At 41.8% G+C, this 26834-nt stretch carries 30 protein-coding genes; 4 read left to right on the top strand and 26 right to left on the bottom strand.

Going from position 1 to position 26834, the window contains the following annotated elements:
• Position 1: 1 nt before the first annotated feature.
• The 14 genes from L1994_RS01355 to L1994_RS01290 form a co-directional block, all read right to left on the bottom strand.
• The gene (locus tag L1994_RS01355; RefSeq protein WP_278099909.1) at positions 2 to 214 is read right to left on the bottom strand and encodes a tetrahydromethanopterin S-methyltransferase subunit F; all 213 of its coding nucleotides are present in this window, start codon (positions 212 to 214) and stop codon (positions 2 to 4) included.
• Positions 215 to 219: 5 nt separating this feature from the next.
• A complete protein-coding gene (mtrA, locus tag L1994_RS01350; protein ID WP_278099908.1) occupies positions 220 to 942 on the bottom strand; it encodes a tetrahydromethanopterin S-methyltransferase subunit A in 723 nt (240 codons plus the stop codon).
• A 10-nt stretch (positions 943 to 952) separates the two neighbouring features.
• Entirely contained in the window at positions 953 to 1237 is a 285-nt protein-coding gene (gene mtrB, locus L1994_RS01345) for a tetrahydromethanopterin S-methyltransferase subunit MtrB (RefSeq protein WP_278099907.1), read from the bottom strand.
• Between the two features lie 3 nt (positions 1238 to 1240).
• The gene (gene mtrC, locus L1994_RS01340; protein ID WP_278099906.1) at positions 1241 to 2113 is read right to left on the bottom strand and encodes a tetrahydromethanopterin S-methyltransferase subunit MtrC; all 873 of its coding nucleotides are present in this window, start codon (positions 2111 to 2113) and stop codon (positions 1241 to 1243) included.
• 12 nt (positions 2114 to 2125) lie between these two features.
• Entirely contained in the window at positions 2126 to 2959 is an 834-nt protein-coding gene (mtrD, locus tag L1994_RS01335) for a tetrahydromethanopterin S-methyltransferase subunit D (RefSeq protein WP_278099905.1), read from the bottom strand.
• Positions 2956 to 3861 carry a tetrahydromethanopterin S-methyltransferase subunit E gene (gene mtrE / locus L1994_RS01330; protein ID WP_278099904.1) on the bottom strand — a complete coding sequence of 302 codons (906 nt, stop codon included), beginning with the start codon at positions 3859 to 3861 and terminating at the stop codon, positions 2956 to 2958. The genes mtrD and mtrE overlap by 4 nt, the downstream gene beginning before the upstream one ends.
• Positions 3862 to 4063: 202 nt before the next feature.
• Positions 4064 to 5770: a coenzyme-B sulfoethylthiotransferase subunit alpha gene (gene mcrA, locus L1994_RS01325; protein WP_278099903.1), complete on the bottom strand. Its 1707-nt coding sequence runs from the start codon at positions 5768 to 5770 to the stop codon at positions 4064 to 4066.
• 5 nt (positions 5771 to 5775) lie between these two features.
• Positions 5776 to 6540 carry a coenzyme-B sulfoethylthiotransferase subunit gamma gene (gene mcrG, locus L1994_RS01320; RefSeq protein WP_278099902.1) on the bottom strand — a complete coding sequence of 255 codons (765 nt, stop codon included), beginning with the start codon at positions 6538 to 6540 and terminating at the stop codon, positions 5776 to 5778.
• Positions 6541 to 6551: 11 nt separating this feature from the next.
• Positions 6552 to 7178, bottom strand: a complete 627-nt coding sequence (mcrC, locus tag L1994_RS01315) for a methyl-coenzyme M reductase I operon protein C (protein WP_278099901.1) — start codon at positions 7176 to 7178, stop codon at positions 6552 to 6554.
• 1 nt (position 7179) lies between these two features.
• Positions 7180 to 7650: a methyl-coenzyme M reductase operon protein D gene (gene mcrD, locus L1994_RS01310; RefSeq protein ID WP_278099900.1), complete on the bottom strand. Its 471-nt coding sequence runs from the start codon at positions 7648 to 7650 to the stop codon at positions 7180 to 7182.
• 24 nt (positions 7651 to 7674) lie between these two features.
• Complete coding sequence (gene mcrB, locus L1994_RS01305) at positions 7675 to 8979, bottom strand: coenzyme-B sulfoethylthiotransferase subunit beta (protein WP_278099899.1); 1305 nt, start codon at positions 8977 to 8979, stop codon at positions 7675 to 7677.
• Positions 8980 to 9558: 579 nt separating this feature from the next.
• On the bottom strand, positions 9559 to 9687 hold the full coding sequence (locus tag L1994_RS01300) for a hypothetical protein (RefSeq protein WP_278099898.1): 129 nt from the start codon (positions 9685 to 9687) through the stop codon (positions 9559 to 9561).
• A gap of 93 nt (positions 9688 to 9780) precedes the next feature.
• Positions 9781 to 10755: a proline iminopeptidase-family hydrolase gene (locus tag L1994_RS01295; RefSeq protein WP_278099897.1), complete on the bottom strand. Its 975-nt coding sequence runs from the start codon at positions 10753 to 10755 to the stop codon at positions 9781 to 9783.
• Between the two features lie 72 nt (positions 10756 to 10827).
• Positions 10828 to 11634 carry an amino acid kinase family protein gene (locus L1994_RS01290; RefSeq protein ID WP_278099896.1) on the bottom strand — a complete coding sequence of 269 codons (807 nt, stop codon included), beginning with the start codon at positions 11632 to 11634 and terminating at the stop codon, positions 10828 to 10830.
• Between the two features lie 98 nt (positions 11635 to 11732).
• Between L1994_RS01290 and L1994_RS01285 the strand changes: the two genes are divergently transcribed.
• Both L1994_RS01285 and L1994_RS01280 read left to right on the top strand, forming a co-directional pair.
• Positions 11733 to 11954: a hypothetical protein gene (locus L1994_RS01285; protein WP_278099895.1), complete on the top strand. Its 222-nt coding sequence runs from the start codon at positions 11733 to 11735 to the stop codon at positions 11952 to 11954.
• A 35-nt stretch (positions 11955 to 11989) separates the two neighbouring features.
• Positions 11990 to 12325 (top strand): hypothetical protein, encoded by a 336-nt coding sequence (locus L1994_RS01280; protein ID WP_278099894.1) that lies wholly within the window; start codon positions 11990 to 11992, stop codon positions 12323 to 12325.
• A gap of 8 nt (positions 12326 to 12333) precedes the next feature.
• On the opposite strand, the gene L1994_RS01275 is transcribed toward L1994_RS01280, so the two are convergent.
• The 5 genes from L1994_RS01275 to modA all read right to left on the bottom strand — a co-directional run bounded on the left by L1994_RS01275 (position 12334) and on the right by modA (position 17291).
• Positions 12334 to 13392, bottom strand: coding sequence for an ABC transporter ATP-binding protein (locus L1994_RS01275; RefSeq protein ID WP_278099893.1), 1059 nt, complete (start codon positions 13390 to 13392; stop codon positions 12334 to 12336).
• A gap of 18 nt (positions 13393 to 13410) precedes the next feature.
• Entirely contained in the window at positions 13411 to 14181 is a 771-nt protein-coding gene (locus L1994_RS01270) for an ABC transporter permease (RefSeq protein ID WP_278100860.1), read from the bottom strand.
• A gap of 121 nt (positions 14182 to 14302) precedes the next feature.
• Entirely contained in the window at positions 14303 to 15730 is a 1428-nt protein-coding gene (locus L1994_RS01265) for an IS1634 family transposase (protein WP_278098696.1), read from the bottom strand.
• A 150-nt stretch (positions 15731 to 15880) separates the two neighbouring features.
• Positions 15881 to 16423, bottom strand: coding sequence for a tRNA (N6-threonylcarbamoyladenosine(37)-N6)-methyltransferase TrmO (gene tsaA, locus L1994_RS01260; protein WP_278099892.1), 543 nt, complete (start codon positions 16421 to 16423; stop codon positions 15881 to 15883).
• Positions 16424 to 16466: 43 nt separating this feature from the next.
• Positions 16467 to 17291: a molybdate ABC transporter substrate-binding protein gene (modA, locus tag L1994_RS01255; protein ID WP_278099891.1), complete on the bottom strand. Its 825-nt coding sequence runs from the start codon at positions 17289 to 17291 to the stop codon at positions 16467 to 16469.
• Positions 17292 to 17520: 229 nt separating this feature from the next.
• On the opposite strand from modA, the gene L1994_RS01250 reads away from it, so the two are divergent.
• Entirely contained in the window at positions 17521 to 18639 is a 1119-nt protein-coding gene (locus L1994_RS01250; protein ID WP_278099890.1) for a putative sulfate/molybdate transporter, read from the top strand.
• Positions 18640 to 18724: 85 nt separating this feature from the next.
• Here the strand turns inward: L1994_RS01250 and L1994_RS01245 are convergent, their stop codons facing one another.
• The 7 genes from L1994_RS01245 to L1994_RS01215 form a co-directional block, all read right to left on the bottom strand.
• On the bottom strand, positions 18725 to 19792 hold the full coding sequence (locus tag L1994_RS01245) for an ATP-binding cassette domain-containing protein (RefSeq protein WP_278099889.1): 1068 nt from the start codon (positions 19790 to 19792) through the stop codon (positions 18725 to 18727).
• Positions 19779 to 20591 carry an ABC transporter permease gene (locus L1994_RS01240; protein WP_278099888.1) on the bottom strand — a complete coding sequence of 271 codons (813 nt, stop codon included), beginning with the start codon at positions 20589 to 20591 and terminating at the stop codon, positions 19779 to 19781. Before L1994_RS01240 ends, L1994_RS01245 begins: the two co-directional genes overlap by 14 nt.
• Before the next feature lie 22 nt (positions 20592 to 20613).
• On the bottom strand, positions 20614 to 21675 hold the full coding sequence (gene wtpA / locus L1994_RS01235; protein WP_278099887.1) for a tungstate ABC transporter substrate-binding protein WtpA: 1062 nt from the start codon (positions 21673 to 21675) through the stop codon (positions 20614 to 20616).
• 73 nt (positions 21676 to 21748) lie between these two features.
• Positions 21749 to 22864: an ABC transporter ATP-binding protein gene (locus tag L1994_RS01230; RefSeq protein ID WP_278099886.1), complete on the bottom strand. Its 1116-nt coding sequence runs from the start codon at positions 22862 to 22864 to the stop codon at positions 21749 to 21751.
• A 5-nt stretch (positions 22865 to 22869) separates the two neighbouring features.
• Complete coding sequence (locus L1994_RS01225; protein ID WP_278099885.1) at positions 22870 to 23556, bottom strand: ABC transporter permease; 687 nt, start codon at positions 23554 to 23556, stop codon at positions 22870 to 22872.
• Between the two features lie 48 nt (positions 23557 to 23604).
• Positions 23605 to 24603: an ABC transporter substrate-binding protein gene (locus tag L1994_RS01220; protein WP_278099884.1), complete on the bottom strand. Its 999-nt coding sequence runs from the start codon at positions 24601 to 24603 to the stop codon at positions 23605 to 23607.
• 104 nt (positions 24604 to 24707) lie between these two features.
• Complete coding sequence (locus L1994_RS01215; protein WP_278099883.1) at positions 24708 to 25451, bottom strand: PEGA domain-containing protein; 744 nt, start codon at positions 25449 to 25451, stop codon at positions 24708 to 24710.
• 59 nt (positions 25452 to 25510) lie between these two features.
• Between L1994_RS01215 and L1994_RS01210 the strand changes: the two genes are divergently transcribed.
• On the top strand, positions 25511 to 26506 hold the full coding sequence (locus L1994_RS01210) for a hypothetical protein (protein WP_278099882.1): 996 nt from the start codon (positions 25511 to 25513) through the stop codon (positions 26504 to 26506).
• Positions 26507 to 26834: the final 328 nt, after the last annotated feature.

Here is a 26834-nt window from a genome sequence, read left to right as displayed (position 1 = left end):
ATTAAATGCCTCCAATTAAAAATACCGGCAGGAGAACCAGAACAAGTGAAATTGCAACACCAATTCCAAATCCGGTAAGACCTGCACTCATGATACCGGACTCTAATTTGTTTGTCCTTGCCAGGATCTGGCTTTTGAAGCGGATGTCATCAACCATGTCTTCAATTGCTGCCATCCTTATAATTGTCGGACCTGATTTTTCCTCATCTGACATTTATATCACCCCATCAACAGGAAGCCAAGTATGGCAAAAGACATGATAAGACCTATCATGAGTCCTTCAACTTTACCTGAGTAAACACCTGCTGCAAAGCGGTTGCGATAGCCTATATCGGTAACCATCATCTGAATTGCCTTCATTCTTGCATGAATGAGAGCAAGTTCAGCAGACATAGGTGCTTCTTCGCCTTCAGCGCCATCTGCACCGCCGTCTTCTTCTTTAACCTCAACAACCATTGCATCAGCTTCAAATGCACCGGGATCGCGTGCTGTAAGCTCAGAAATCTTTGCTTTGATAGCACCCATATCCTCGGATTCCATGATGTCGACTATTTCGATCTGTTCCTGGAAACGCTGGATTGCATCAGCTGAGAGGTTTTCGATGAACGGAATTGCACCTGTTGCTCCGACAATCTTTCCACCCTCAACACCATTTGCGTGAAGGGCTTTTAAGCACTGACCGGAGAGGTGACCCTTAACTTCAGTTCCACATGTAATGAGGAATCTGATGTTTGGGTTTGCAACTACGTTTGCAACAATTTTTTCGAGACCCAGGTTTTCTGTCTTACAGGAACCGCACATTGCTGCTCCTGCATCACAGATTCCCTGCTCGTCAAGGTGTGAACCCACTGTGACAACTACAACCGGACTGTTTGCATCGCCGGTATGATAGTCGCCCTGAATTTTTGGCCATCCTGAGGCCGGAGATTTTTTATCTGCCATTTTTAACACCTCAGAGTAACGCAAACGCGACTATACCCGCGACAATTAGTCCGACTGCTATACCATACCACATTGCTGTGACGCTTCCTGCATAAACAAGAGACTGCTCTCTGTTCGGGAATGAAGATAAGAACTTGCCTTCACCTGAGAGCATGCCGACAACATCGTCTGCAATTAACTCAAGCTCAGTTACCTGTTCCAGAACCGGTGCTAATGATGCGCCTGCGGTGGTGACAAGACCAACCATAGGATCTGCAACAAGTCCGAATTCCGGAAGTACCTGAATATATCCCATACTTTAGGCCTCCTTCTTCTCAAGGATTGGCTTTGCGTCAAGCCACATGAATGCGTCACGCCTGGACAGCTCAATATATTTGCTGTAAGTGTATGCCCATCCGATTACGGAAATTGCAAATGAAAGAATTGCAGATCCAAAACTGATGAATGCAAATGACATGATTGAAACAACAATCATGCTTAAAAATCCACACTCTGCTGCAAGCATGAGTGTTCTGTCCTGTGACTCGTTTGGTCCGAGACATGCGTTGAATGCGTGCTGAACTGCGATTGCACCAAGCATGAAAATGACTGCTATAACTCCTCCTCCGATTAAGGATGCCTGATAATCAGCAACCTGGATACCGAAGAATGTTGTTGAACCTGTAACAAGGTCTGCAAAAACAAAACTGCCTGCTGCCATTGCAGAAAGACCAAGAATTGTAATTGCTCCGACAATACAAAGCTCTGCGAGTGAAACAATCATTACCGGAATATTCATGTTTACGATATTGTTTGCAATGTATCCAAGAATTGCTCCAAGGATTGCTGCAATTACGACACAGCCAATAGGGATTATCAGAACTGATGAGATAAAGCCCATTGTACTGAGTTTTGTTGCAAGAATCATGGCAATTACACCGGAACCAAGTGCAATCATACCTGCAGACGGAACACCTGTACCAAGACCGTAGCTGCAAAGGTGCTTAATTGTATCCGTACCCCACCAGAGGGCTAATACTGCTGCAATACCACCAAAGAACGAGAAAATTTCTGTTCCGGTGATTACGTTTAAGTATGTAAGATACATGCAGACTAATGCGCCGACAAGACCAATAGCCATCACTTTGTTGTGCGGCATTCCGCCTTCTGAAGCTGTAATTTCTACTGACATATCAAAAACACCTCACATAATCACCATTATTATGGCAAGCAGACCGCATACTGCTGATGCAACTGCACAACCAACTACTGCACGAGGGAATCTCTTGAACTTTGGGTCATGAGGTCCTTCAATTGTACCAGTAATATTGTATGCAGCCAAAACTGCGTTTATCAGGAACATACCTACTGCAAAAATGCCTGCCATTCCAACTGCAAGAGGAAGAATTTGCTCTGCAGATGCGTCAAGCACTGTAGGAAGGTAATGTTCATAGACTGCTAATAGTTCAAGGTAAATGAGCGTACCGCCAAGACCACCAAGCATACCGCCAATTACACCGCCTACATAGGAGATGAATGGTAAACCGTGTCCTTCTGTACCCTGTGACTTGTATGCCTCAAATGTATCGCCTGTAATCGGGTCTTTTGCAACCTTACCTGATGCCGCGGGAATACCCATTGCAAAAACGTAGACTACATTGACCATTAAACAGGTGATTGCCATCATAAGACCGCCACCAATTGCTCCGCCTGCGAGTGCGACACCAAAGCCAAGCTCGGCTGCCCATGCACCGCCAAAGAGACCGGCAAGACCGGCACCAGCGGCAAGCATTGTAACACCGGTAGCAATACCTGGTGACTGACCCATAGCCGCCGGAGCTCCTCCGACAGGAACAAAGTGTACACCAAAACCAATGAGAAGACCACCGATGATTACACCGATTAATGCCATGAAAGCCATGCCGGGTGCGACGTAATACATTACACCAACTGCCAGGATAAGAATTATAATACCAATAACTGCCGCTACCGGATTAATTCCGTCTCCGCCTGCATGTGCTCCTCCAAGTGCGCTCATGCTGAAGCCTCCTCAGTTTTTTCTTCTGTGTACGGGCCGTATGTTCTGCGTGCCCATTTCTCAACCATTCTGTCGATTATCATGAAGATGAGAATCAATACTATACCTGCAATTATTGCACCCCAACCGTTTGCGAACTCTTCGAAGAAGATTGTACGCCACAGTTCAAGGAATACAATAAGACCAAAACAGACACCTGATGCAGGGCCACCCATCTTTGAGGTGAACCATCCGTTGTCAAGTGAACTGCGCTGGCCTGCCTCTGCATATCGGACGATGTTACCGGATGCAGAGATAGGGACACCTGCACCAAACTTCTGAGACTGGTACTGGCGTTCCTTTCCATAGAACGGGTTGCCTGTTGCAGAGCCTGCGGCTCCGAGAGCAATACCCCATACAAGTCCCAGAAGCGGGAGCGGGAAAGGATGTCCGAGTGCGTTTACCATAAGGAAACACATTGATACACATGTGAATATTGCAATAAACGCATGTGCCATGGTCACGGTTGTAACTGACTTAATTAAGTCAATGTAAACCGGCTGTTCAAATTTTGCCAGACTTGCAGTCCTGCCCAGATATGCTGTGGTTGCATATACACCCTGTACAAACACAGCTATAGCCGAACCTAAGACTATAGCAAGAACCGGATTATAGTTAATCGCCATCAGCGCCCATGCAAGGCCAGCTCCTAACGCACACCATAAACCGTATGCAGGGGGTTCACCAGAGATAGCTTTGCTATAAATACGATGAATATACCCCATTTGCGGAGCAAGCTGAACCTGTGAGTTTGGATCACCCTGTGATCCTATATCAGATTCAGTATCCTCCGCAGCACCGGAAACAGTGGCAAGAGCGCCTGCAACAGCGCTTATACCGATGCCAAATAGTAACTCTTCCATTAAGGCATCCTCCTGTGTGCTACATGCACCAGAGATACACGTTTCACGAAACCCTTTTTGGATTCAAAAATAAGTCGTTAAGTAGTTAATTAAAGCTTTCGAAAGGATTGTCCGGAAAAAAACAGATTATCAGACGCCGATTGGGATATAATCAGACTTATACTGATTTTTTTGATCTAAGAAAAAAAATATTGTGTTGATCTTACCTTGCAGGTATGATCAGTGAGCGCTCTCCGGCAGGCATGAACTCGCGGATTGCTCCCTTTGCGAACTCGCGGCGCGGTTCTGCAAAGTCGAATTTCAGTGACGGATCTGCGAATGTAATCTTTACAAGCGGGTTGAAACAGAATGCATCGCCACGGCCGTAGTGAGCCGCAGCGACGATAGCTGCGTATTCTCCCTGGTGTCCTACGTTCATTGCGTAGTTTGGATAGTTTGGTCCACGAAGTTCTCCAATCAGACCGCGGTCAGGCTCCATTGAAAGGGAGTTTGCTGAACCACACTGGTCCTGAAGATCGTATCCGAAGAATCCGAGACGTGACCATCCTTCCTTGTGCATAAGCATTGAAAGGTACCATCCGTTAAGACCTGCATTTGAGTTTCCGGTTGCAATTGAACAGGAGAGACCACATGCTGCCGCCATTACACCGGCACGCTGTGAACCACCAAAGTGGTCTTCCATCATTGTCGGGTACTGTTCGTACTGCTCCATAGCATTGAGGTTTACCTCTGTTGCGATGTCGTTTACAACTTCCTGTGTTGGCTTGACAATCTTTGCGGGGTCTGGGTGAGTGTAGTCTACACCATATTTGTCTTTGATGTAGTCCATACCGTAGTATGTGAACTCGTCGAGGATGTTGTCTGTGTATGCCGCTGTTGCATACTGTGTAAATCCGACACCACCGGACATGTATGATCCGAGCCAGATCTGGTCAAAGAGCATTGTTCCTGCACCGACAACCTCTAAGGATGCCTTTGCCGGGTCTTTTGGATATTTACGGTTTGCCTGAATGATATCAGAGAACAGACCGAATTTAATTCCTCCAGGCTCATTTGGACCACGTGCACGGCGTGCAGGCAGGTGGGAAGCCATCTGAACTACACCAGCGTGTTTTGCTGCGAATGAAAGGTCAGCTACTGCCGCTTCACCGGCACACATTCTGTATGCAGCGATGAATGACATACCGATCTGCATTGCAGACCATCTGGAGGTTGTTCCACCATCACAAGTCCTTGAGACTGTTGTTGGGATGTGGATTGCCTGGTACATTGACTTGCCGACGTTCTTCTTAAGAACTTCTGCCTGCTCTGCAGGGAAGAGTTTTTCTACGTTGATTAAGAACTGTGGCTCGATGTCGTCTGCCATCTCGTCGTCGCCTGTGAAGACTTTGACGTAACAGTCATCGACAAGACCAGGGTGTGTCTCAACCATGTGTTCCTGAACGACAGCTGCGCCAGGCATTGCGTGGTTTAAGATGTGGAGATACTCGTTGATTGTTTCAGGAGTAACTTCCTTTCCAAGACGCTTCTGGAGTGTTGCGTGTGCAAGATCCATTCCGACAATAACAGTTCTTCTGATGTCATCCCAGAACTGCTGCATTGCGGCGTTGTTTACAAAGTGTAAGTCATCTCCCTCTACGAAGACATCTGTTCCGGATACTTCGTAGGTCATGAGCTGTCTCTGACCCATAGGGATACCACCAAGGTGGCAGTGTTCAGGGTCATACATGGAAATTCCACGCTTCATCTCGATGCCCTTTGTTGCTGCCATAAACTCACGCTTACGTGGGGACTGGCGGACACCATTGAAGTTGTAGAATGCGGTCTTTACTGATTCAGGGTCTTCTCCCTGGAACTTCTCTTTAAGTGCGTTAAGGAAAAGCTTCTGTGATCTCTCAATTTTTCCCATTTAAATCACTCCTCCTTTGGCATAAAGCCGTATTTTGTCCTTAGCGCATGGATACGCTGGATATATTCAACGTACTCTGCATCATCACGGTATGAAACACCAACAAGTGAGTGGAAGATTGTTGAGTGTGCTTTTATCCATTCGTCACCCATTGGCTTTCCGACTGCAACCTCACGGTCGAGTGGCTCACCAATCTGGTCTTTTACGTATCTTACGATGCCATCGTCACCGAGGATACAACGCTGGAGCATATCAAACATCATTCCATCTTCTGCAAGACGGAGTGAGTGACCGTGAACTGTTGCACCACGGCATGATACCAGTGCAGGGTCAAACATTTCTGTCTCAATTAAGAATTTTGCGTACTGTTCGAGGTCACGCTCACGGCACTCGACAATCTGACGTCCGGAGAGTGTTCCCGGGTCAATACCACGGAAGCGGTAGCATTCTGAGTATGTACGCTGGTATGGCTGGGATGGTGCGTTGAACATTGAATCAGCGAACTGAATATAACGGACACGGTCTCCTGCCTTTGCTCCTTCGGTTGGTTTTACAATCTTTCTGATTGGACAGTCAGGCTCCTGCTGTTCTGCAAGGGGCGGGTGTGCTGTCGGGTATGCTGAACCTGGTGCACGGTGACCAAGAATGAGAACTATGTCTTCATCTGTCACATCACGAACCTTTTCAAGTTTCTGGGTCGGGTCCATCTGTTTGCGCCTGTTTGCGGCGACAATTGATGTACCTGGACCGTACTGTGGTTTGTATGCCATTTTATTTCACCTTAAATGTTATTTTTCATCACATTCATTACAGCCGAAATTACTTCAGCCAGCTTTTCTCTGGGTGGCGTCTGTCCACGGGTAACCCCGCTTATTATTGCCACAACCCTTCCTTTTGTGCGAATATTTTCCTTGTCAGGATAAACATAGGCAGTTTTTACGCCTACTTTTGCAAGGTCTTCATAGTCTATTGGGGCCTGCGATACCACGATTGCATCGATATTACATTGTGAGAGAATTTTGCGGACTTTTTCCACAACATGGGAACGAACATTTCCATGATGAAGAATTGCCACCTTATGCTGCTCTATCTGGGCAACTTCCTTGTCGCTCACACCGAAATAGGCTCCCAGAACAGAGCCTGCAATCTTTGGTGCATCAGAAGGGACGCCGCTTCCGGCATTAAGCACAAGAGTGCTGACCGAAAATTCGACACCTTCTCTTCTGAGTCCTGATGTGATATCGCATACAGGTTTTGTCACATGTCGTCTTCCAGGAGACATACCTACCACTATGACATCAGGATGGCGGCATTCGGATATTGTGCCACGCTGTGCGAGGCCTCCGCCTTTTCCCATGCCCATACTTTCACGGCAGTCTACTACCTGTGTTACACGACCAAGTGGCATTTTATCTTAAACTCTGTATAATTACAGGACCGTCTTTTTTTCTCGGATCAGAAAGACCAAGTACAGATTCGTCTGCATCAGGACCGTATTTGCAGTAATCTGAAACAGTCGGGCTGGTTTTCATAAACTTGCCCTCCTGGACCTGACATTTGAAATCTTTAAAGAATTCATTACAGACTTCACGGATCTTTTCTATTACAGTCTTGTCTTCAACCTCGAATATTACCATTCCAACCTGAACACGAAGCTCCATTTCAGCATTGCCAACTTTTATGGCACGCCTGTTGGAGTTTTTGTTCTCTTTTCCTCTTGCTGGACCATAAGGTACAAGGGCAGGAAGGGAAGGACCGTTTATGGTCATCCTCCTGATTCCCGGAACCTTAACTACCGCATTTAGAAATTTTTCGGCAGTCACCGGCGACAACATGCGGAGCGGAACTGCCCTGCACTGGGGATACTGGCTTTGTGTCATTCCAATCTGTAAATTTCAATCTATTCAGACGCCGTTTGCGATCTGCTGGATTGGCTTGTTGAACTCTGGGATCTGACCATAGGTCTGGCCCATTACTGCGGATGTTCCCTCAGGTGTGAACATCTGTGTACCTGCATCAAGTGCACAGGCTGCAACAATACATGGGATACCACAGCCGTTTGCGTGGCGTGTTACAACGTGGTTTCCGTTGAAGATACCTGGACCTCCACCACCGTAGATTGAGTGGCTGAAGAATGAGAAACCAACAGCTGTACCCATTACACGACCAAAGTCTGTTGCAGGAAGTCCTGTCTCGTGCTCAAGAAGATCGTTGAAGTAAAGAAGTGTTGAGGATACTGCCTGAGCGAAACGTCCTGCACCACAGTTTACCATGGTTGCTGCAAGTGTACCTGCTGCTGCATATGCGTTCCACATCATTGGATCCTTTGTGTCATAGAACTGGAAGTAGCCGCCCTTCTTTCCAGGAACGATTACCTTGTCCTCAATTGCTTTTGCAACAAGAGACTGTACGACTGTACCGATAGTTCCTGTCTGACCGTTCTCCTTTACGAGTTCGTATACAAGGTTGTTTGCGTTAAGACCCTGGTATGCGTATTGGAGAAGCATGTGGCGCTCGAACGGACCGATTGCACCGCCCATCTCAAACTCTCCTGCTGTCTCAAGGGTTGATGCAAGTGCTGCACCCTGCATTGCATTTCTGCCGGTCATCATAACATAGTGGTTTGCACCAATGTTACGAAGAGCGTATCCAAGACCTTCGTTATTCTGTGGGTTTGAAAGGATTGATGATACAAGTGCTCCTTCCATATCCATTGTGTGGGGGTAAGCACCAAATGTTGCTGCTTTTACTGCAGATGCATCAAACATGCTGACGTTGAACTGGTCAACGATTGCATATGTTGTTGCTGCTGCAACTGATGTAATTGCCGCATCATATGTGGATGCACCATCAATACGTGCCTTTGGCACTTCTACGAGAAGGAGCTGTCCGCCCTTGTACTCGTTTACAACAGTTTCGCCACCTACAACATCAACCATTTCCTTAATCTTGGCAACAATTGCATCCTTGTTGTCCATGATTGGAAGGTCGAGTTCACGGCCCATGATTACGCCGCCTTTTCCAAGCTTGCCGGTCTTGAGTGCTGCCTCAATGCCGCCAAGGTTTACTGCAATGCTTCTCTTTGTAAGATCAATAAGCTTTAATGTTGCCGGATTGACAAGCGGGCTTATTTTCTCGAGAGAAACGTTGCTTTTCAGAACTTTTCCGTCGTCTGAATAAAGATCGATTGTGTCGGAATATTTTGCCATATTTTTTTCCTCCTATACCCATTATGTGCAATGCTTTTCTTTCACTGAATGATGACAGCAGATGCTGTCGTTAATATTGGTAGTCACTACTGCACGTCCCCGCATGGGACAAAGGTACATTATCTTGAACTCAGAATATAAGCATTCCTAATATGAAGCAATATAATTGTAAAAAAATAGTTTGGGTATAAAGGTTAATTTCAAATATCAAAAGCGAATTTGATGTATTTTTGATCTCCGTGTTACGACATCAGGTATAAAGTATTACTCTTTATGACAAAAAATCAGGTGTCTTTTCACATATTTGTGCGCCTTTTTTTAGTGAAATTAAAATTAGAAGATTATAACATTAAATTCAGAATATCTCCAAAAATAAGAACTTATTAATGAAGGCTCAAAATATTTTTGATATTAGTAATATTCATATTTTGCTATCCAAAAAAATCCCCTGCCCCTGTTTGCCACCCACCCCGAAACCCTGTAAATATTTCTGAGTCATAAACCTCCCCCACTCATTGGAAAACGCAGGTGGCATTTCATGGGAAGTTCCATATTTTTTGCAGTTTTGGCCTTCAGATTTCAACAGGTTCGGGGCCATCCACCGTAAACTGTCAGAATTAAGCCTTTTATATCAACACCTGCAATATCACCGCATGAAACATGTATGACCACCTTCCCGCCTGCATCAAACGCCCCCCGGACATCCATCAGCATTTCCAGAAATTTAAATAAATCCCCTTCATCAAATTGGCTCTTCCGCAGGTGCTTTTGGCGCAGGCGTATAATTTGGAAATCTCTTTCTCAATCCAAATCTCCGAGAAACTCTCTTACAGCCTTTACATATTCGTCTGTTTTTTCGATATGGTTCAGATGTGATGCATCTTTTATAATCAGAATCTGTGAATTGTCCACAAAACCTGCGAAATGACTGATTGCCGAAGGTGTTGCCTCGTCGTACTCACCGCAGATGAACAGAACGGGCACACCAATCTCAGAGAGATTTGCTGTTAAATTAAACGACTGAAGTGTTCCCGTGCACGTAAACTCACTTGGCCCCCACATATGCATATAAACAGATATCGAAAGCTTTTCAAGGGAGTCTATAAACAGAGGCGGCCAGGGGTCAAGCCTGCAAAGATGAAGCGAGTAATACTCATTCAGTGCATCCTGATAATCTTCAGAATCATAAACGCCGGTCTCCTCTGCAATACGAACAATCTCCTGAATATTCTCAGGCATCTCTGAGAGGTAAGATTTCTGATCAGAGATCCACCTTTTTGTATCCAGAAGGGGAGATGAAAGAATCAGGCTTTTTACACCCTCCGGTTTTTCTGAAATGAAGTATGCCGCTGCAAGGCCTCCGCCCCACGACTGTCCGAGAATATGAACATCAGAAAGCCCGAGTGCAGACCTTACCTCTCCCACCTCCTTTACGTAGGATTCAACCGAATATTGGGACATATCGCCGGGTTTATCAGAATTCCCGCATCCGAGCGGGTCATAAAAAATAACCGGTCTTTCATCAGAAAGAACCAAAAGCGGCTCAAAATAATCATGTGATACTCCCGGCCCTCCGTTAAGGAGAAGAAGGGGTGTTTTTTTGCTGTTTATTCCGGCGATTTTAAACCAGATCCTGCCGGAGGATGTTTTTATATATCCCTGAGTATCTTCGCCTTTTTCTGTAATATTAACCACTGATGCATCATATTTCACAGGCTGTGCTGTTATGCATAGTGCTGCATATACGAATACAACTGACAAAAATAATAATATCATAAATAATCCTGATATTTTCCCTGATATTATATTATTAAAACTTTTACGGACCGCGATTTAGATTAAATCTAATTATCTTCTTATTATTGTACCGCAGTTTTCATCGTTTAAGGCTTTTTCAATATTGCCTCTCACATGACCATTGACAATCCTGATTTCATGTATATTCTTTGCATTACTAAGAGCTTCCACAGCTTTTTCTTCTAAAACCAGATCTTCGAGATTCATTTCCAGCAGTTCATCGGCTTTTATCTCACGAATCAATTCAGCATCCGGATTCATAAATGGATTTTCCGCGTATAAGCCGTCTACGTTTTTGACAAGTATGCACCTTTTTGCACCGAGTACTTCTGCTGCAAGAAACGCCCCGGTATCTGTCCTGTGCTGGGGAATAGGCCCGACCGGAGATGGAGTTTCATAAAGGCCGAATATGGGAGTTCCTCTCATTACCGGAAGCTGACCCATGTTTATCAGCATGGGAATATCCAGGAGATCATCATTGCTGATATGAACAGCCTTGTATTTTGCCATAACTGTGGCAACCATTATTGCATTCTGTTCACTTACAGTGCCTGAAAGCTCTGCAAGAATTCCTGTAGGCATCCCAAGGTCAATTCCAATATCCATTATATGGCGGACACGAACACCCCCCCCGGTTGCAATTAATATCTGGTGCTTCTTTGAAAGTTCGCCTATCTCATCCAAAAGCGGGAGCACAACTTCGGCACCAAAATCTATCGTTCCGTGCCCGCCTATTTTTATTACATTTAATTCAGGGGCTATTTTTATCTGTTTAACACCGGATCTCTCATGCATCAGGCCTTTCCTGACAAGTGTCTCTCCCTGTAGTTTATTTTGGATTTCAAATCTCTGTTTCATCGTATCACCACAATATTAATATGTAATCAGACTTAAGTATAGATGTCAAACCAGCTGATATAACAGGTGGTTTAAGCAGAATAAAGGGTGTGAATTAAATGAAAATCTACGTTCGAGAAAGGTCAAAAATCAAGGAAGGCGTAAAACAGCCAAGGTTCAGAGTTGTTGCAATAGTTGGCGACAAAGAGGAAAAAGTGAAGATCGCAGCAAATCATTTCCGCAAAATTGAAATTGAGCAGATTGCCAAAGATCTCAGCGCCGAACTCATTTATCTTGAACCGATGCCTGATGAAGAGCACGGCTCAAAGAAAGAACACTAAAGTAAAAATATTCCTTTTTTTAAACCTGTGACTAAATGACCCGGGATGAAATTAATAAAATTCTGAATGCCGCAGCAAGGGTAATAATTCAGAAAGGAAGCATAAACATTCTTTTTGAAAAGGAGAATGTCAAAATAAAACTTCCTACAACAAGAGAACTTGCAAAAGAAATTGGTACCCCGCACTATTATGTATTGCCCGGTTTTTCACGAATGGAAGAGGAAAAATTCGTGACAAGAGAGGAAAGAGTAGGGATCTGGACTACAAACGGAGGAACAAAAATTCTCCTGTCTATACTGGAAACTGAATTTTCAGAAGAGACAAAAAAAATTCTGGGCGCGAATATATTCAATCTGCTCACTGAAAAATGAAAAAAGGTTTATTGAAGTATATGGACTGAATCAAAATCAAAACAGGCATAAGCCGTATCGCCTGCCTTTAACTCTTCGGAGTTAAATGTCTTTTTCATCATAACAGAATTCAGGATAAAACCGGCATAGGCAATGATTTTTACAAAGCTTCCATTATCGATAATATCCAAAATCTTACAGGATATCACATTTGAGTCCATATCTAAACCTTTTTCCTTTGATATTCTGATATTTTCTGATCTTATACATAATTTCGCAGACTCCCCTTCCTTTACTGTCAGGGAATTTTTATGCCTTATATCAATACCAAATATTTCAACAGAAGAAATTCCGTCTCTTAATACAAAAATGCCTTCATATACATTTTCAATTCCGACGAATCCTGCAATAAACCCGGTTGCCGGCCTTTCAAATATATCATCGGGACTACCCGTCTGAAGAATTTCTCCTTCATTCATTAATGCTACCCGGTCTGCAAGCGAAAAAACTTCCTCATAATTGTGGGTTATGTGAATAATTGTCGTTTTGAACAGATCATGAAACTTCCTGAGTTCCGAACGGAGTGTCTCCCTTGTCTGAGTATCAAGGGCACTTAAGGGTTCATCTAAAAGAAGCATAACAGGGTCCATTAAAACCGCCCTGCATATTGCAGTTCTCTGCTTTTCACCGCCGCTCAGTGTGCCGGGAAATCTGTGAAGAAGATGATTTATGCCAAATATCTCCGTAATCTCATCAACACGCTTTTTTATTATATCAGGTGCGGTTTTTTTATTTTTAAGCCCGAATCCTATATTTTTTTCAACATTCATATGTGGAAAAAGCATAAAATCCTGATATACCATTGAAATATTTCTCTCTCTGGGAGGTAATGCTGTAATGTCCCTGTCACCAAAGCAGATATTTCCACAATCAGGAGAATAGATACCTGCAAGAGTTTCAAGAAGTATGGTCTTTCCTGCCCCTGTCGGACCAATAATTACAAGATATTCTCCTTTCGGAATATCCAGACTGACATTTTGAAGTTTAAATTCCCCCAGATCCTTTGAAAGATTGTTTATGTGTATCATTTTTCTTAACCAGATTTATCAGAATTTCGCCGAACCGCCGTATTTTTCAAAAATATATAACGATACTACAGCTATTGCAATCAGAATTGTTGCTGCCGAAATAGCCATCTCAAGCTCTCCGCATGACATGTTCAAAAAAAGTGATATCGGAAGGGTTTCAGTCTTCATTCTTGTGGCACCGGCTAAAATCAAAGCAGCGCCAAATTCACCTATTCCCTTTGCCCATGTAATGACGACTCCTGCAAAAAAACCGTTTAAAGACATAGGAAGTATCACCTGCCGGATTGCCTGTGTCTGAGTGCACCCGAGAGTCTGTGCAACATATTCATATCGGGGATTTATGCCTTCAAATGTGGAACGCATAATCCGAAGCATAAAGGGGAGATTTACAAAGAACTGGGCAATTATAATCCCAAGCGGCGTAAAAACAAAAACAAGCCCTATATTCGCAAGGAAATCACCGAATGTTGTGGTTCCAAAGAATAACAAAAGACCAACACCGGCGACAAGCGGGGGAAGGGCGAGAGGGATGTCGACTATCATATTAACAAAGGTTTTACCCCAGAATTCATATCTTGCAAGTGCATAGGCTGCCGGAACTGCAACACATATGCACAGAATTGTCGATGCAATTGATGTTACCAGACTCAGGTATATTGCAAACTGAATCTCTTTGGTTCCAAGAGAATCCAATATTGCACCCGGAGCCGGATGGGTGACAACCAAAAGCAGGAGAGCAACGATAAATGCAGTGAGAAGAAGACAAAAAGATAAGGTAATTATCTTAATCCCTAACTTTGCCAGTTAGAGTTCAATCCCCCTCAAGATACTGTCCACTATCTCTATTCGATTTTTTCAAATTTTTGTCAGGAAATAGAATTTGACAGTTGGCTATTTTACTACTTTAAAATCATGAAATGCCCCAGTCATAGAGTAAAATCTTCGTATTTATGGAGTCAAAATTCGAGTGAATGTACTTTTTTGTCTTTCTTTTCCACAAATCAATGGTAACTGTCAAATTCGATAATGATTTTTTTATGAATTTTGTAGATGTATGCTTCATTTCCGGGATTTCAAATCGAATCAGTGAAATAAAAAGCTGTGCAATAAATCCGATGATTAACGCACCATAAATGCTGTTATCTGTCCAGACTCTCAATGGTTTAATTTCAATTTCATTCTTTAAAGAGTGGAATATCTTCTCAATCGAGTCTTTTTTTCGATATGTATTTAGGGCCTCAACAAGTGTCAAATTCTTACTTGATTTCAGACAGAAAAATCCTTCTCTGCCAGTGATTAATTTATCTTCAAGGAGTTTTACAGCTTCATCCTCTGAAATTTGAACAAGTTTTGTCTGGATGGAATAATCAACATCAACAAGCAAATTATTTATACGAAACTTCTTAGGGAGTTTTTTATTTTTTTCAATACATTCCTGAATCGTTTTTGCTTCCTTAATCTGTTTCACAACTTTTCTCGCCCTGGATTCAAGTTGTTCTTTCTGAAGTTTCTTTGAAAAATAGAAGTAATTGATGCTGTTTGGTTTCACAATTTTAATGCCGCGAATGCCGGCTTCATCATCAATAATTTCAGGACTATATTCTTCGAATTTTGCAATTATCTTATCATCACTTTTGTTAAGCTTCTTTCCTGTGATATACTGCAGGTTATCGGAGCGAATCATCTGAGTATTATCAATGCTGTTTGCACCTTTGTCAAATATTACTAGAGAATCTTCTTTTAATCTATCTTTTACCTGAAGATACGTCTTTTTGAAATGTTTCTGATCGTTGAGATTTCCGGGTTCAACAGTCATTCCTATCGGAATATTGATTGGATTAGCCAGTTCAGCCAATCCAATAGTTATCTGTTTTTTGTCAGGTCTGTGATCCCGACTATATCCATATTTACCAAGTTCTGCTTTATTTCCGTGAAGAACTATACTGGTCCAGTCCATGTTGATGTCGGTGAGATCAAAATCATACCTATCAAAGATTCTATCCTGAATATCTGAGATGATTTCTTCTCTGTTTGCTCCGATTGTTTCAAGAAGACGATAAATCGTTCTTTCACTGAAAGAAATCAGGTTAAATATCTGCAAAACCTCTAAGCGATTTATCCATCCATGTGAGCGCTTGATGCTGAAATTATCAGTCAGCTTGTAACTGATAAGCGCGATAAGTAAATCATCGATACTTATTCCTTTTTTCTTATGCTTGCCAAAAATTTCTGAAAAATTAAGTATTTCATATAGTGTTTTGACAAGCAGGATGATGCCAATAGGAAAGGATATATTGTCATTAGGCTCAACTACATAGGTTCTTAGTTTTGTTTGCATGTTTGATCATTTGTAACATCACTAAGAACAGTCTTATTTCTTTTTAATTGGATTTTTGAGCTATTTATTCAAATCATTTGATTGGTACTTTATACGTAAGTGGCAAACTTAGGTTAATCCAGTTGTATTGTTTAAATTCAGTCATAAAAATCATAAACTGGTTCTTTCTGTCTTACGCAGACCTTTGGGAGTTGCATTCCACCCTGCGATCTCTCCCACGTGTGTATCATCAACCCAGCCGTTTTTTACTTCCTTGCGGTTGTCAAACTGGTAAACATACGGCTTTATGTCAATTACAGGTGTGCCGTCCAGAATATCAACAGCACCAATTTCAAGAATATTTCCCTTAACAGAATAAAGGTCAACAATTGAAAATCCAATCGGATTTGGCCTGTTAAAATGCCTTATTGAAAAGATACCTCTCTCTTTTTCTTCATCAAGGAAAGGTTTTCTGACGATTTCACTGCCTGTTGACCTGTCAAAATGGTATAAAAGTATCAGATGGGAAAATTTCTCAATATCTTTTAATCCTTCGGCATATTCCTCAAATACTTCAACACTCCCTTTTGACGGATTAAAAATTCCCTGAATGGGAGTATCTTCCTGCACTGTATGTTCGGAATGGATGATTCCTATTGGTTTATAGGTAATCAGGCTTTCCCTGACTTCTCTCTTCTTTTCTTCAGTTGCCATAAACTGGGGACTCCTAAAATCTCAATTCAATTTTAAAAAAAAGTTAAATATTCTGATACTTATCAGACGGATAAGTTTCAAAACCACATTCGCGATAAAATGCCTTTCCTTCATCAGAAGAAACGAAGTCCACAAATTTCATTGCATCTTCGGGATTTTCACTGAATGTAAGTTTTCCTATAGGTACAACTTTAATAAATCCTTCTTCTACCGGAATATCTAAGACATCCATTTTTTCAGGGTCCACAAGATCTTCCCAGATAATTACAGCATCAACCTGGTTCATGTTCAGATAAACAAGAAGTTCATTTACCGTTCCTGACTGAACTGCAATGTTATCCTGTGCATCTTCCCAGAGGTTATTTTTCGTTAGAATATTTTTGGCAGCTGTTCCGACTGCAGGTCCGTCGGGCTCACCGATACCAATCTTTATTCCGTCTTTGGTCAGATCAAAAAGAGTCTGAATATTTTTGGGATTTCCTTTTGGAACGGCAACTGTCAGCACATGATATACGACATCCTGGCTTTCTTCAATAAAGCCTTTTTTTGCCGCTGAATCAATATATGCCTTTGCACCAGGCATGTATACATCCCCTCCCTGAAGTAGTTCCATCTGGGACAGGAGCTGGGCAGAACCTCCATAGGTATACTTTATCTGAATGCCTTCTTTTTCCTCAAAGGCTGCAGCAATTTTCTCCATCGGCTCTCTTAATCCGGCGCCGCAATAAACGACAAGTGACTTTTCAGCATTATCCGTAACAGCCGGCACCTGAACACCTGTTTCCGCTGCATTTGATGTGCATCCCGATACAAGAATTAAACCTGCCAAAAACAGAACAGATAAAAAAACATAACCAAATTTCTTCATGCAGAACAATGTTTCTTAAACCCCGGTTTTAAAGATAGAGATTGTACATACCTTTTGTTAACTACAATAAGTTGATAAAAATCGAATGTTTCATGAGTGAGCGCAACATATAATAAAAAACTTACTTCAGGTGAAAAACAGTCAGGACAATATTTTTAATGCAAAGATCCCAAAACAGTTAAAAAGTCCGTTACTTATTTGAAGAAACTGGCATATTAGAGAGATTTACTTGAATAAAACAGATACACAGGAATCAAAAAAAATTAAGTTTGGTATTAATGAGCTTGCGGGTTCTGTCGGGGATTTCGGTACAATATTTCCGATTATTCTTGGTGTTGCACTGATATCAGATGTCAACCTGAGTACAATATTTCTCTTCTTTGCCATATGGTTCACGATAACAGGATTATACTACAATATGCCAATTCCTGTTGAACCGATGAAGGCAATAGGTGCTGTTGTTATTGCAGAAGGGTTGTCTGCTCCTGAAATAGCTGCATCAGGAATAATAATCGGAATTTTGTTCCTCACTCTTGGATATCTGAAAGGGATGAAGAAAATACAGAGATTTATTCCTGAGAGTGTTATAAGAGGTGTTCAGGCAGGTCTTGCTCTCCTTCTTTTAAAGACCTCATTTCATTTTGTTGTTAATGATCTGACCTTTGCTGTTATATCAGTGGTAATTGTTGTTTTGTTTATGATAATATCTGCAAGAACAAGAATTCCGGATGTCTCAGCCCTGATAGTTATGGGTGTCGGGATTGCGGCAGGGTTTATTGCATACGGCATTCCAACACCGGAGATGATTGCATTACCGTATCTGGTGATTCCTAATCCTGCTGATTTCAGTTTTGCCGCATGGAATCTTGTAATCCCCCAGATACCCTTAACTCTCACAAATGCCATACTTGCAACCTCTCTTCTCGCTTTTGATCTCTTCAAAAAAGAAGCCGAACCCGATAAGCTTGCAAAGACAATAGGTGCGATGAACATTGTATCCTGTCCCCTGGGAGGTTTTCCAATGTGTCACGGTGCAGGAGGTCTTGCCGCCCAGTACAGATTCGGAGCACGTACAGGAGGTTCAAACATTTTTGCAGGGATAATTCTCCTCGGATTCGCATTCTTTTTTGCAACTCCGTCAATGCTATTGATAATTCCGACAGGGATTTTTGCAGGTCTTTTAATATTTGTGGCACTCACTCTCGGACAGTCGGCGGCAAAAACAGATTCATGGCTGGTAACAATTTTAATTGGCATTCTGACTCCTTTTTTGGGGATAACTATTGCATTTATTGTGGGAATGCTGATAGCTTATATAAAAAAATACAAAAAAATGAAAACATTTTAATTTTTATAAGCCTTTTTTCCATTGTTGAAAAATCCCCTATTGAATAATAAAAAGCCTGGCGGAATTAAAACCGCCGCCTTTTTTCCTATGATTCTCTTCCGGTCAGATGAACTGCTGATTCCTCAAAAAAAACACAGACGTTTTGTCCTGCCTCAATCTTCATTGCATCCACCTCTCTTTCTGTCAGAAGCGAGCACAGATGAAATCCGCAGTCAACATAAACCCTGTACAATGAATTGTGAGGAGTTACACTCAAAACTCTGCCGTAAAAAAAATTTTCCACATTTGAACCGGACATATCAGGACTTAAAACGATATCAACCCCTCGCAGATATGCATGAATTTTCTCTCCGCTCTCAAAATCACACGCAGAACGGATTTTAACTCCGTGGATATCAATAATACTGCCCAAACCTCCCGGATTATTCACGACAATTCCATCCAGGACATTTTCAATTCCAACAAATTTTCCGACAATGCAGTTTACAGGTTTCCTGAATACCTCTTCGAGAGTTCCTTCCTGCTCAAGTTTTCCGTTCGATACAACAGCAATCCTGCTGGCAAGGGACCAGGCCTCATCACGGGAATGGGTCACCTGCACAATTGTAATTCCAAAATCTTCATGCAGCCTCCTAAGATCAGACATGAATTTTTCACGAGTTCCCGGATCCATTGCAGACAACGGCTCATCCAAAAGGAGAATTTCGGGTTTTACAACAAGTGAACGTGCAAGTGCAACCCTCTGCTGTTCCCCGCCACTCATTGTCAGAGGATACCTGTCTTTTAAATGGGAAATGCCAAGCCTTTCCATCATCTCAGATACTGCCCCGTATATCTCATCTTTACCTGCCTTTTGCATACAAAGGCCAAAGGCAATATTTTCATAAACAGTCATATGCGGAAATAGGGAATAATCCTGATAAACAAGCGATATCCTTCTCTTTTCCGGTGCCACCAGAGACACATCAGTTCCTCTTATAAAGATCTTTCCGGAATCAGGGCGGTGGAGACCGGCAATTGCCTCAAGAATCACTGTTTTTCCGGCACCTGAAGGGCCTAAAATAAAATAATACTCGCCTTTTGAAATTTCAAACGTCAGGTCTTTCAGACTGAAATCCCCAAGACTTAGTGAAACACAATCAAACTCTATCATCATATCTCCCCACATATTTCATAGCATATCTCAGACCTGCAAAGACTACAAGGCAGACCACTATTACTATAAAGGCTACCGTACTGCTCTCTTTTAAACCGCTCGTTGTAAATTTGTAATAAATCAGCGTTGATATTATCATCGGATAATAGGCAATCATAATTACAGCCGCAAACTCACCTATAGCTCTTCCCCAGGCGAGAATACATCCGTTAAATATGTGCCTTGTACTCAGCGGGAGAACAACTTTCCTGAATGCTGTAAATCTTGTTGCACCAAGTGTCCTTGCAACATTCTCCATATGAACAGGCACTTTTTCAAAGCCTTCCCTTACAGTGTTAATAAAATAGGGCGACGCCACAAACAGCATTGCCATAACAATGCCGGGATAAGCATCTTCGAATACTATTCCCACCGATCCAAGCGGCCCTCCGATAATTCCCCTCCTCATAAAGAGAATATATACCAAAATTCCCGCAACAGTGTGGGGAAGCATCACAGGAAGATCGACAAGACTCTCCACAATTCCCTTACCCCTGAAATCAACCCTCGCAAGAACATATGCAAGCGGAATTCCGGCCAGCATTAAAAGAATAACGGCATTTAATCCCGCAAACATCGTAAGAAGAACAGAGTCAATTACTTTTGTCTCCGATGCAACCGCGATGAGATTTGGTATGTCGCCGGCCTGTGCAATTCCAAGATACAATAATGAGATTAATGTTAAAGATACAATCAGGGCGCCGATAAGCGAAAAAGAGATGATACAACTATCCGGAAGATTCGACTTTTTAAGCATAATAAAAAAAGTTTAGTTTGATTTAGTTTGCAACTGCAAGTGAAGCCAAAAGACCTGCAGGAACATCCAAAAATCCTGTTGCCGGAACAATCGGTGGCTGACCTGCATTATTCATAATGTCCTGACCGGTCTTTCCAACAAGCATCTCAACAAACTTTTCACCATTTTCAGGCTGATCTGCTGTTGTCGGCACAGTTACACCATAAACAATAGGCTTTCCTGTCATCATTCCGCCGGCTGTTTCAACCACTACTTTTGCATATGTATCCTCATAGTCAATTGATGAGAGATCAACTGCTTCCGGAAGTTCAATGTACCTTATGCCTGATTCGGCATTCTGTTCGGCAACACTTCTGTATTCCCATGCATAATCGAGATTACCTGCAGAAAGCCCTGTAATCAGATTTACACTCTTTTCATCAATACTGAGCGGGAAAGTTGGATCCTGTTCAATTGCATGAATGGTTGTTACACCATCTTTTACAGTTGTTGTTATCTTACTGTTCTTTGCAACCAGGTTGTCAAAGATCTGATCGTCATTATAATTTGATTCAGCAAGCTGGATTGTCATTAATGAACGGTATCCGCACGGATCAAGATTTGGATCAGAAAATGCCCATGCAACTCCCTCACGGCCAAGAACTTCGTACCAGTTATCCGCAGTTACTTCGTCTGCGAATTTGCTCTTGTCAGAATAACAGAGAACCATTCTGTTCTTTGCAAATGTTGCATACCATGTGGCAAAGTCAGGGACCATAAGGGATGGTATAAGAGTGTAATCCGCTGATGCAAATACATCGGCAGGCTTTCCGAGCTCAACAATCTCTTTTGCAAGCTTTGTGCTGCCGCCGGAGTAAAGCTGGACATCAATGTCAGAATAATCAGCCTCAAACGCAGCCTCCATCTCTTCCATAGGAGCAGCAAGGCTTCCTGCATGGAATACTTTCAAAACAGTCTTTTCAGCCGCTGCTGTCGGTTGAACCTGTTCCTGAGAAACCTTTTCACCATTACCTGTACAGCCGCATATGAAAACTGCCGCACAGATTAAAGCAAAAACCAGAATAACAGATGAGAATTTTTTCATCAGTTTTAAGTCCTACTTTATTTTAAAAAAACATACCTGTTTGTAATTAAAATGTTAATTAAGTTAATTATATTTATTTAACGGAGTTGATATTCGCCATCTCTGTTTTTTCCATCACATGAACTGATCTCGGTTTAAATGAGAGCATAACCTTATCACCGGTTTTCAGATCAAGCCGCTCATACTGTTCCCAGGTAACAAGGGCGCTTAATAAAAGACCGGACCCGCAGTCCACATCGGCAAAAATCAGTCTCCCCTGCCGCGATATCCCGGATAAATTCCCGTTTATTATGTTTCTCCCTGCAATCATCTCAATTCTTTTATGATGAATCGTAATCTCCTCCGGTCTTATGCATGCCGAGACCGGATCACCTTTCAAAAATACGGTTTTAACAAGAATCTCCACATTCCCGGCCTTTAAAAATGCATGCTCACCCCCTCTTTCATGTTCTGCAATCTCACCGTGAATTATATTACTGATGCCTATAAACCTTGCAACACTCTCATTTGAAGGCCTTGAAAAAACCTCATCAGGTGTCCCTTTCTGATAAAAAGTCCCCTCAATCATAACGCCTATCCTGTCTGCAAGCCTTTGTCCCTGCATGAGATCATGCGTTGACATGATAACCGTGATTCCCTTCTTTTTGTTATAGTAATGAATCAGATCCTCAATCTTTTCAATATTTACAGGATCCAGACTTGCTGTCGGCTCGTCCATAAACAGAATGTCAGGTTCGGTTACAATCGCCCTTGCAAGAGAGACCCTCTGCATCTCACCGCCTGAAAGTGTTGTTGCAAGCCTCTTTTCATACCCTAAAAGACCGATCTCGATAAGTGCTTCTTCCACCTTCTTCTTTATATCCGGCTTTGTAAACCCCCTGTACTTAAGGCCGAGCGCAATGTTTTCAAACACACTCATGTTAAAAGCTGAAGGATTCTGAAATACCATACCCATCCTTCTTTTCATCTCAACAGAGACTTTTCCACCCTCAAACAGATTTTTGCCGTCAAATACAACACTGCCAGATGTGGGTGTTTCAAGAAGGTTCATTATTCTGAGAAATGTTGATTTTCCCTGGCCGGAAGGACCGATTATTGTAAATATCTCCCCCTTTTCTATATCAAGATCAATGCCTTTTAAGACCTCCTTTTCACCAAATTTTTTATGCAGGTTTTTTACTTTCAACATACCTTTCACCTCTGCTGGAAATATGACACAATCATGTTCACTATCAGTGCAATCAAAAGAAGAATTATGCCGAGGGCGATTGATAATGAAAAATTTCCCTGACCGGTTTCAAGAGTAATTGTGGTCGTTAAAATCCTTGTCTGGCCGCGAATATTTCCTCCTATCATTATAGCGGCACCGACTTCTGATATCGCACGGGAAAAACCCATGACAACAGCGGCGAGGATTGCAAAACGGGCTTCTTTTAACATTGAAAGGAAAAACTGCGATACTGTTGCACCAAGTGAACGTGCGGTATCCCTTATACCCGGGTCAAGGTTTGAAAGTGCAGCTATTGTAAGACCTGTAATTATCGGGATTATAAGAACGGTCTGTCCTATTATCATACCTGACGGAGTGAAAAGAAGACCAAATATTCCCAATGGCCCCTTATTTGACAAAAGCATGTACATTAAAAGACCGACAACTACTGTTGGAAGGGCGTACAGGGTCTGAATAAGACTTATTATTGTCTTTTTGCCGAAAAAATTATTAAATGATATATAAAGACCAAGTGGTACCGATATTATTGAGGCGATTAATGTCGCAGTAAATGTAATTGATAAGGTTCTAAGGGTTATATCAACGACTTCAGGATTTAAGGTCGCTATCAGAATAAATGCCTGACTCAGACCCTGCGTAATGTAGTCCATTCTTCCTTCTCAAATAGAATCTGATAATAAAAAAAGGTAATTTAAATTTCAGGCAATAACTGCTGAGATTTCATCCTGTGTAACACCTGATGGTGAAAGGATGGCAATTGCATCCTTTGCAGGGAAGAAGAGCGGCTGACCGTATTCTTTTACACCGAAAACCTGTATCTCTTCCTGAACTCCGTCAGAGGTTAAGAAATTGATCCATTCCTTGCTGAGTTCTACATTGGTTTCAGGATATTTCTCCGGGCTGATGATCATTGCGCCGTAGATATTGATGAGTGAGTCGCCTTCATTTACAAGTTCTACGAGGGAGATTGTCTCATCACCGCTGTATTTCAGGAATGTTCCGATATCACTTAATGAATATGCATTCATCTCGTCAGCCATTGTAAGGGTTGCACCCATACCTGTGCCTGCCTCAACATACCAGTCTTCCTTTACCCAGACAGGCTCATTTTCAGCATAGTCATATCCGGCCGATTTCCACAGGGCTTTTTCCTTTCCGTGTGTGCCTGAACCGTCACCGCGGGAAACAAATTTCACATTTGCATCAGTCTTGCCTTTTTCCATTATTGTTACAAGAGCATCTTCAGGGCTCATTCCCTTAATGCCTGCAGGGTCACTCTCCGGACCAACAATATCAAAGTAGTTGTATGCAAAGACTCTGCGGTCAGTTGCCGAGCCTTCTTTTAGGAAAGCATCCTCGCGTAAGCGGTCGTGGACCATTAGGAGGTCGACATCGCCGTTTGCTCCGAGTTCAAGAGCAGCTCCGGTTCCGACAGCTGTTATCTGAACATCAGTTCCGGTCTTTTCCTCAAACTCTTTTTCGAGTTCTGCCAGAAGCCCTGTTGCATCCAGACTTGTTGTTGTTGCAATTAACAATACCTTGTCCTCAGAGACTGCAGGAGTTTCCTCTGCCGTCTGTGTAACAGCAGGTGTTGCAACTGCATCCCCTGTACTCTGTGTACCGGTACAGCCTGCCATTAAAACAGCCCCTGCCAGTACAATTAACAGAAGAATCAAACCAGATTTCTTAAAATCCATGATTGTAAGTTATGTTCATAACAGTGTTATAAATATTTCGAAAAAAAGAGGAAATGTTAAATAGATATACTTAACTTTTGAACAGATATTTTTAAAATTATGTATTATGACATATCCGACATCGTTAGATTACAGTATACCGGTCCTTTTTTATCAAAAGGAAGAACGGTTACCAGTTCATTCTCCGTTATAGTCCGGTTATACATCAACATCACATCATACGTACCGATTGGCATATATTCAAAGTTATACGGCGTCTTTTTGCCGGTATAGCTTCCTCCCAGATATATGCTACAACCCTCCGGCTGACTGTTTACCGACAAATATCCGTAGGGATATTCATCCAACAGGAATTTAAGCTGATAATCAATGTCCGGACCTGAGTCAACCATGAAAAATTGCTTTTTTTCTGAGTAATATCCATCCTTTGAAACCTGGATGACATGCCACCCTTCAGAAAGGCAATCCAAAACGGCAGGAGTTGTTATTTTTGCATTATAGCCATCCACAAATATTTCCGCTCCGGATGGATTTGAGTCAACACTAACTTTTCCAAAATTTGTGTTCCTTGTAACAATTACATTGTCTCCATCCTCTAAAATTCCAGAGTTATAAGAATAAAATTTTCCATCATCCAAAACTGTTATATATGTTCCGCATCTTTCAGCAGATACTATCGCCGGAAAATCATATTCAGGGTAATTGTCTTTTATTTTAAACTTTAAATTTTTAAAATCGCGTGAATTAATATTTACATTTATTCCTTCAGAATTGCCGATAGTAATTATATTTACAACCGCATTTTCATTGTCAAAAACCCAGACATTCTCCTCATAAGTTTTGGCCATCTCACCTGATGTTTTTACACCAACCTTATGCTTGCCCTCTTTAATACCATATAAAAAATGTGGTGTTAGATAGCCTGATTCCTTACCATCTAAACAGGCAGCTTTTCAGGATAGGAATTTACATACAAAGTGCCTCAGAAGAGATTAAGCGATTAAAAGAAATCAGGGAATCACTATCAGAAGCAGTCATAAGCGACAGTCTTTTCAGAACCGTAAATGAAGCCTTAAAAAGCCAGAATTTCACTGATCAGATTCTAACCGTAATTCCGGATAATGCAGAATCAGGTCAGTTCACAATCGAATACAGATCAAAAACATCCGAGATAATAACGGTAAGCGGGACAATAAAAGACACAGAAGTCATATCAATAACAGAAGAATCAACATGGCCTATAAAGCTGCCTGAAATTCTTCTAGCCAACGAATCTTTCAGAGAAGCTGCAGAATATCTTTCAGAAAAAAATTATGAAAGAACATTTACATCAGTAAATATAACTCAGGGATACGAGCATTTTAAGTTTGAATACAAAAACAGCATCAACCAGGCAAGCATAACGGCGGTAGTAAAAAATGACAGCATAACAGAAGTAATATTAAAAAATGAGCCCATACTTCCATATAACCTGATTGCAGTCATATCTGCAGTATCTGCCCTTATTATTGCCGCCGGTGCATACAGGATTCTTTCAGAAAGAAAAACGGTGGACATCAGGTCACAAAAAATATTGGATGATGAAAAAAACAAAAAATCACCATCAGATATCTTAAAAGACTCGGCAGATCTTTTTGAAAGAGGCCTTAAAAAGGAGGCCTGCATATTGATTTCCCTCTCCATAAGGAAATTTGTTTCTGAAAAATACGGAGCAGGGGATGAAATAACAGACAATGAATGTTTAATGCTTATTAACAGGAAAAATAAGCTTTATGAATCATGCGGGGACATTCTTGAAAAAACCGCAGAAGTCCGTTTCACAGGAACCTGCGAAGATGATATTGACAATATCCGGTTTAAAGGCTTTTTAGACAAGGCACAAGATATTATCTCTGAAAAATAACAGCCGTAAAAAAATAAAAATTTAGGCACGGCTCAGTGCAACATGGTTTAGGATTAAAAGATAAGTGCTGAATTGTTCCTAAATTTAGGTTCAATCAAAGAGCACATTTATAGATAAATTATAGCGGACGGTGATATACAGTGGCTCGCCAATGCAAAAGAGTTAACAATACATAGTTAATTTCTCTTAATTATCAGCAAATAGTAATTAAGATCTTATTAAATATATAATTGATCATTTTTATCAGATAAAAGCATCAATAAAAAAGTCCTGGTCCCTTTTTCGTGAAAATCAGATTTGGTTTTGCTATAAAAGATAAAATCCAGGA

The organism is Methanomicrobium antiquum, from assembly GCF_029633915.1.
In the GTDB taxonomy this organism is placed as follows: domain Archaea; phylum Halobacteriota; class Methanomicrobia; order Methanomicrobiales; family Methanomicrobiaceae; genus Methanomicrobium; species Methanomicrobium antiquum.
This window is presented reverse-complemented; position numbering and strand designations above follow the sequence as displayed.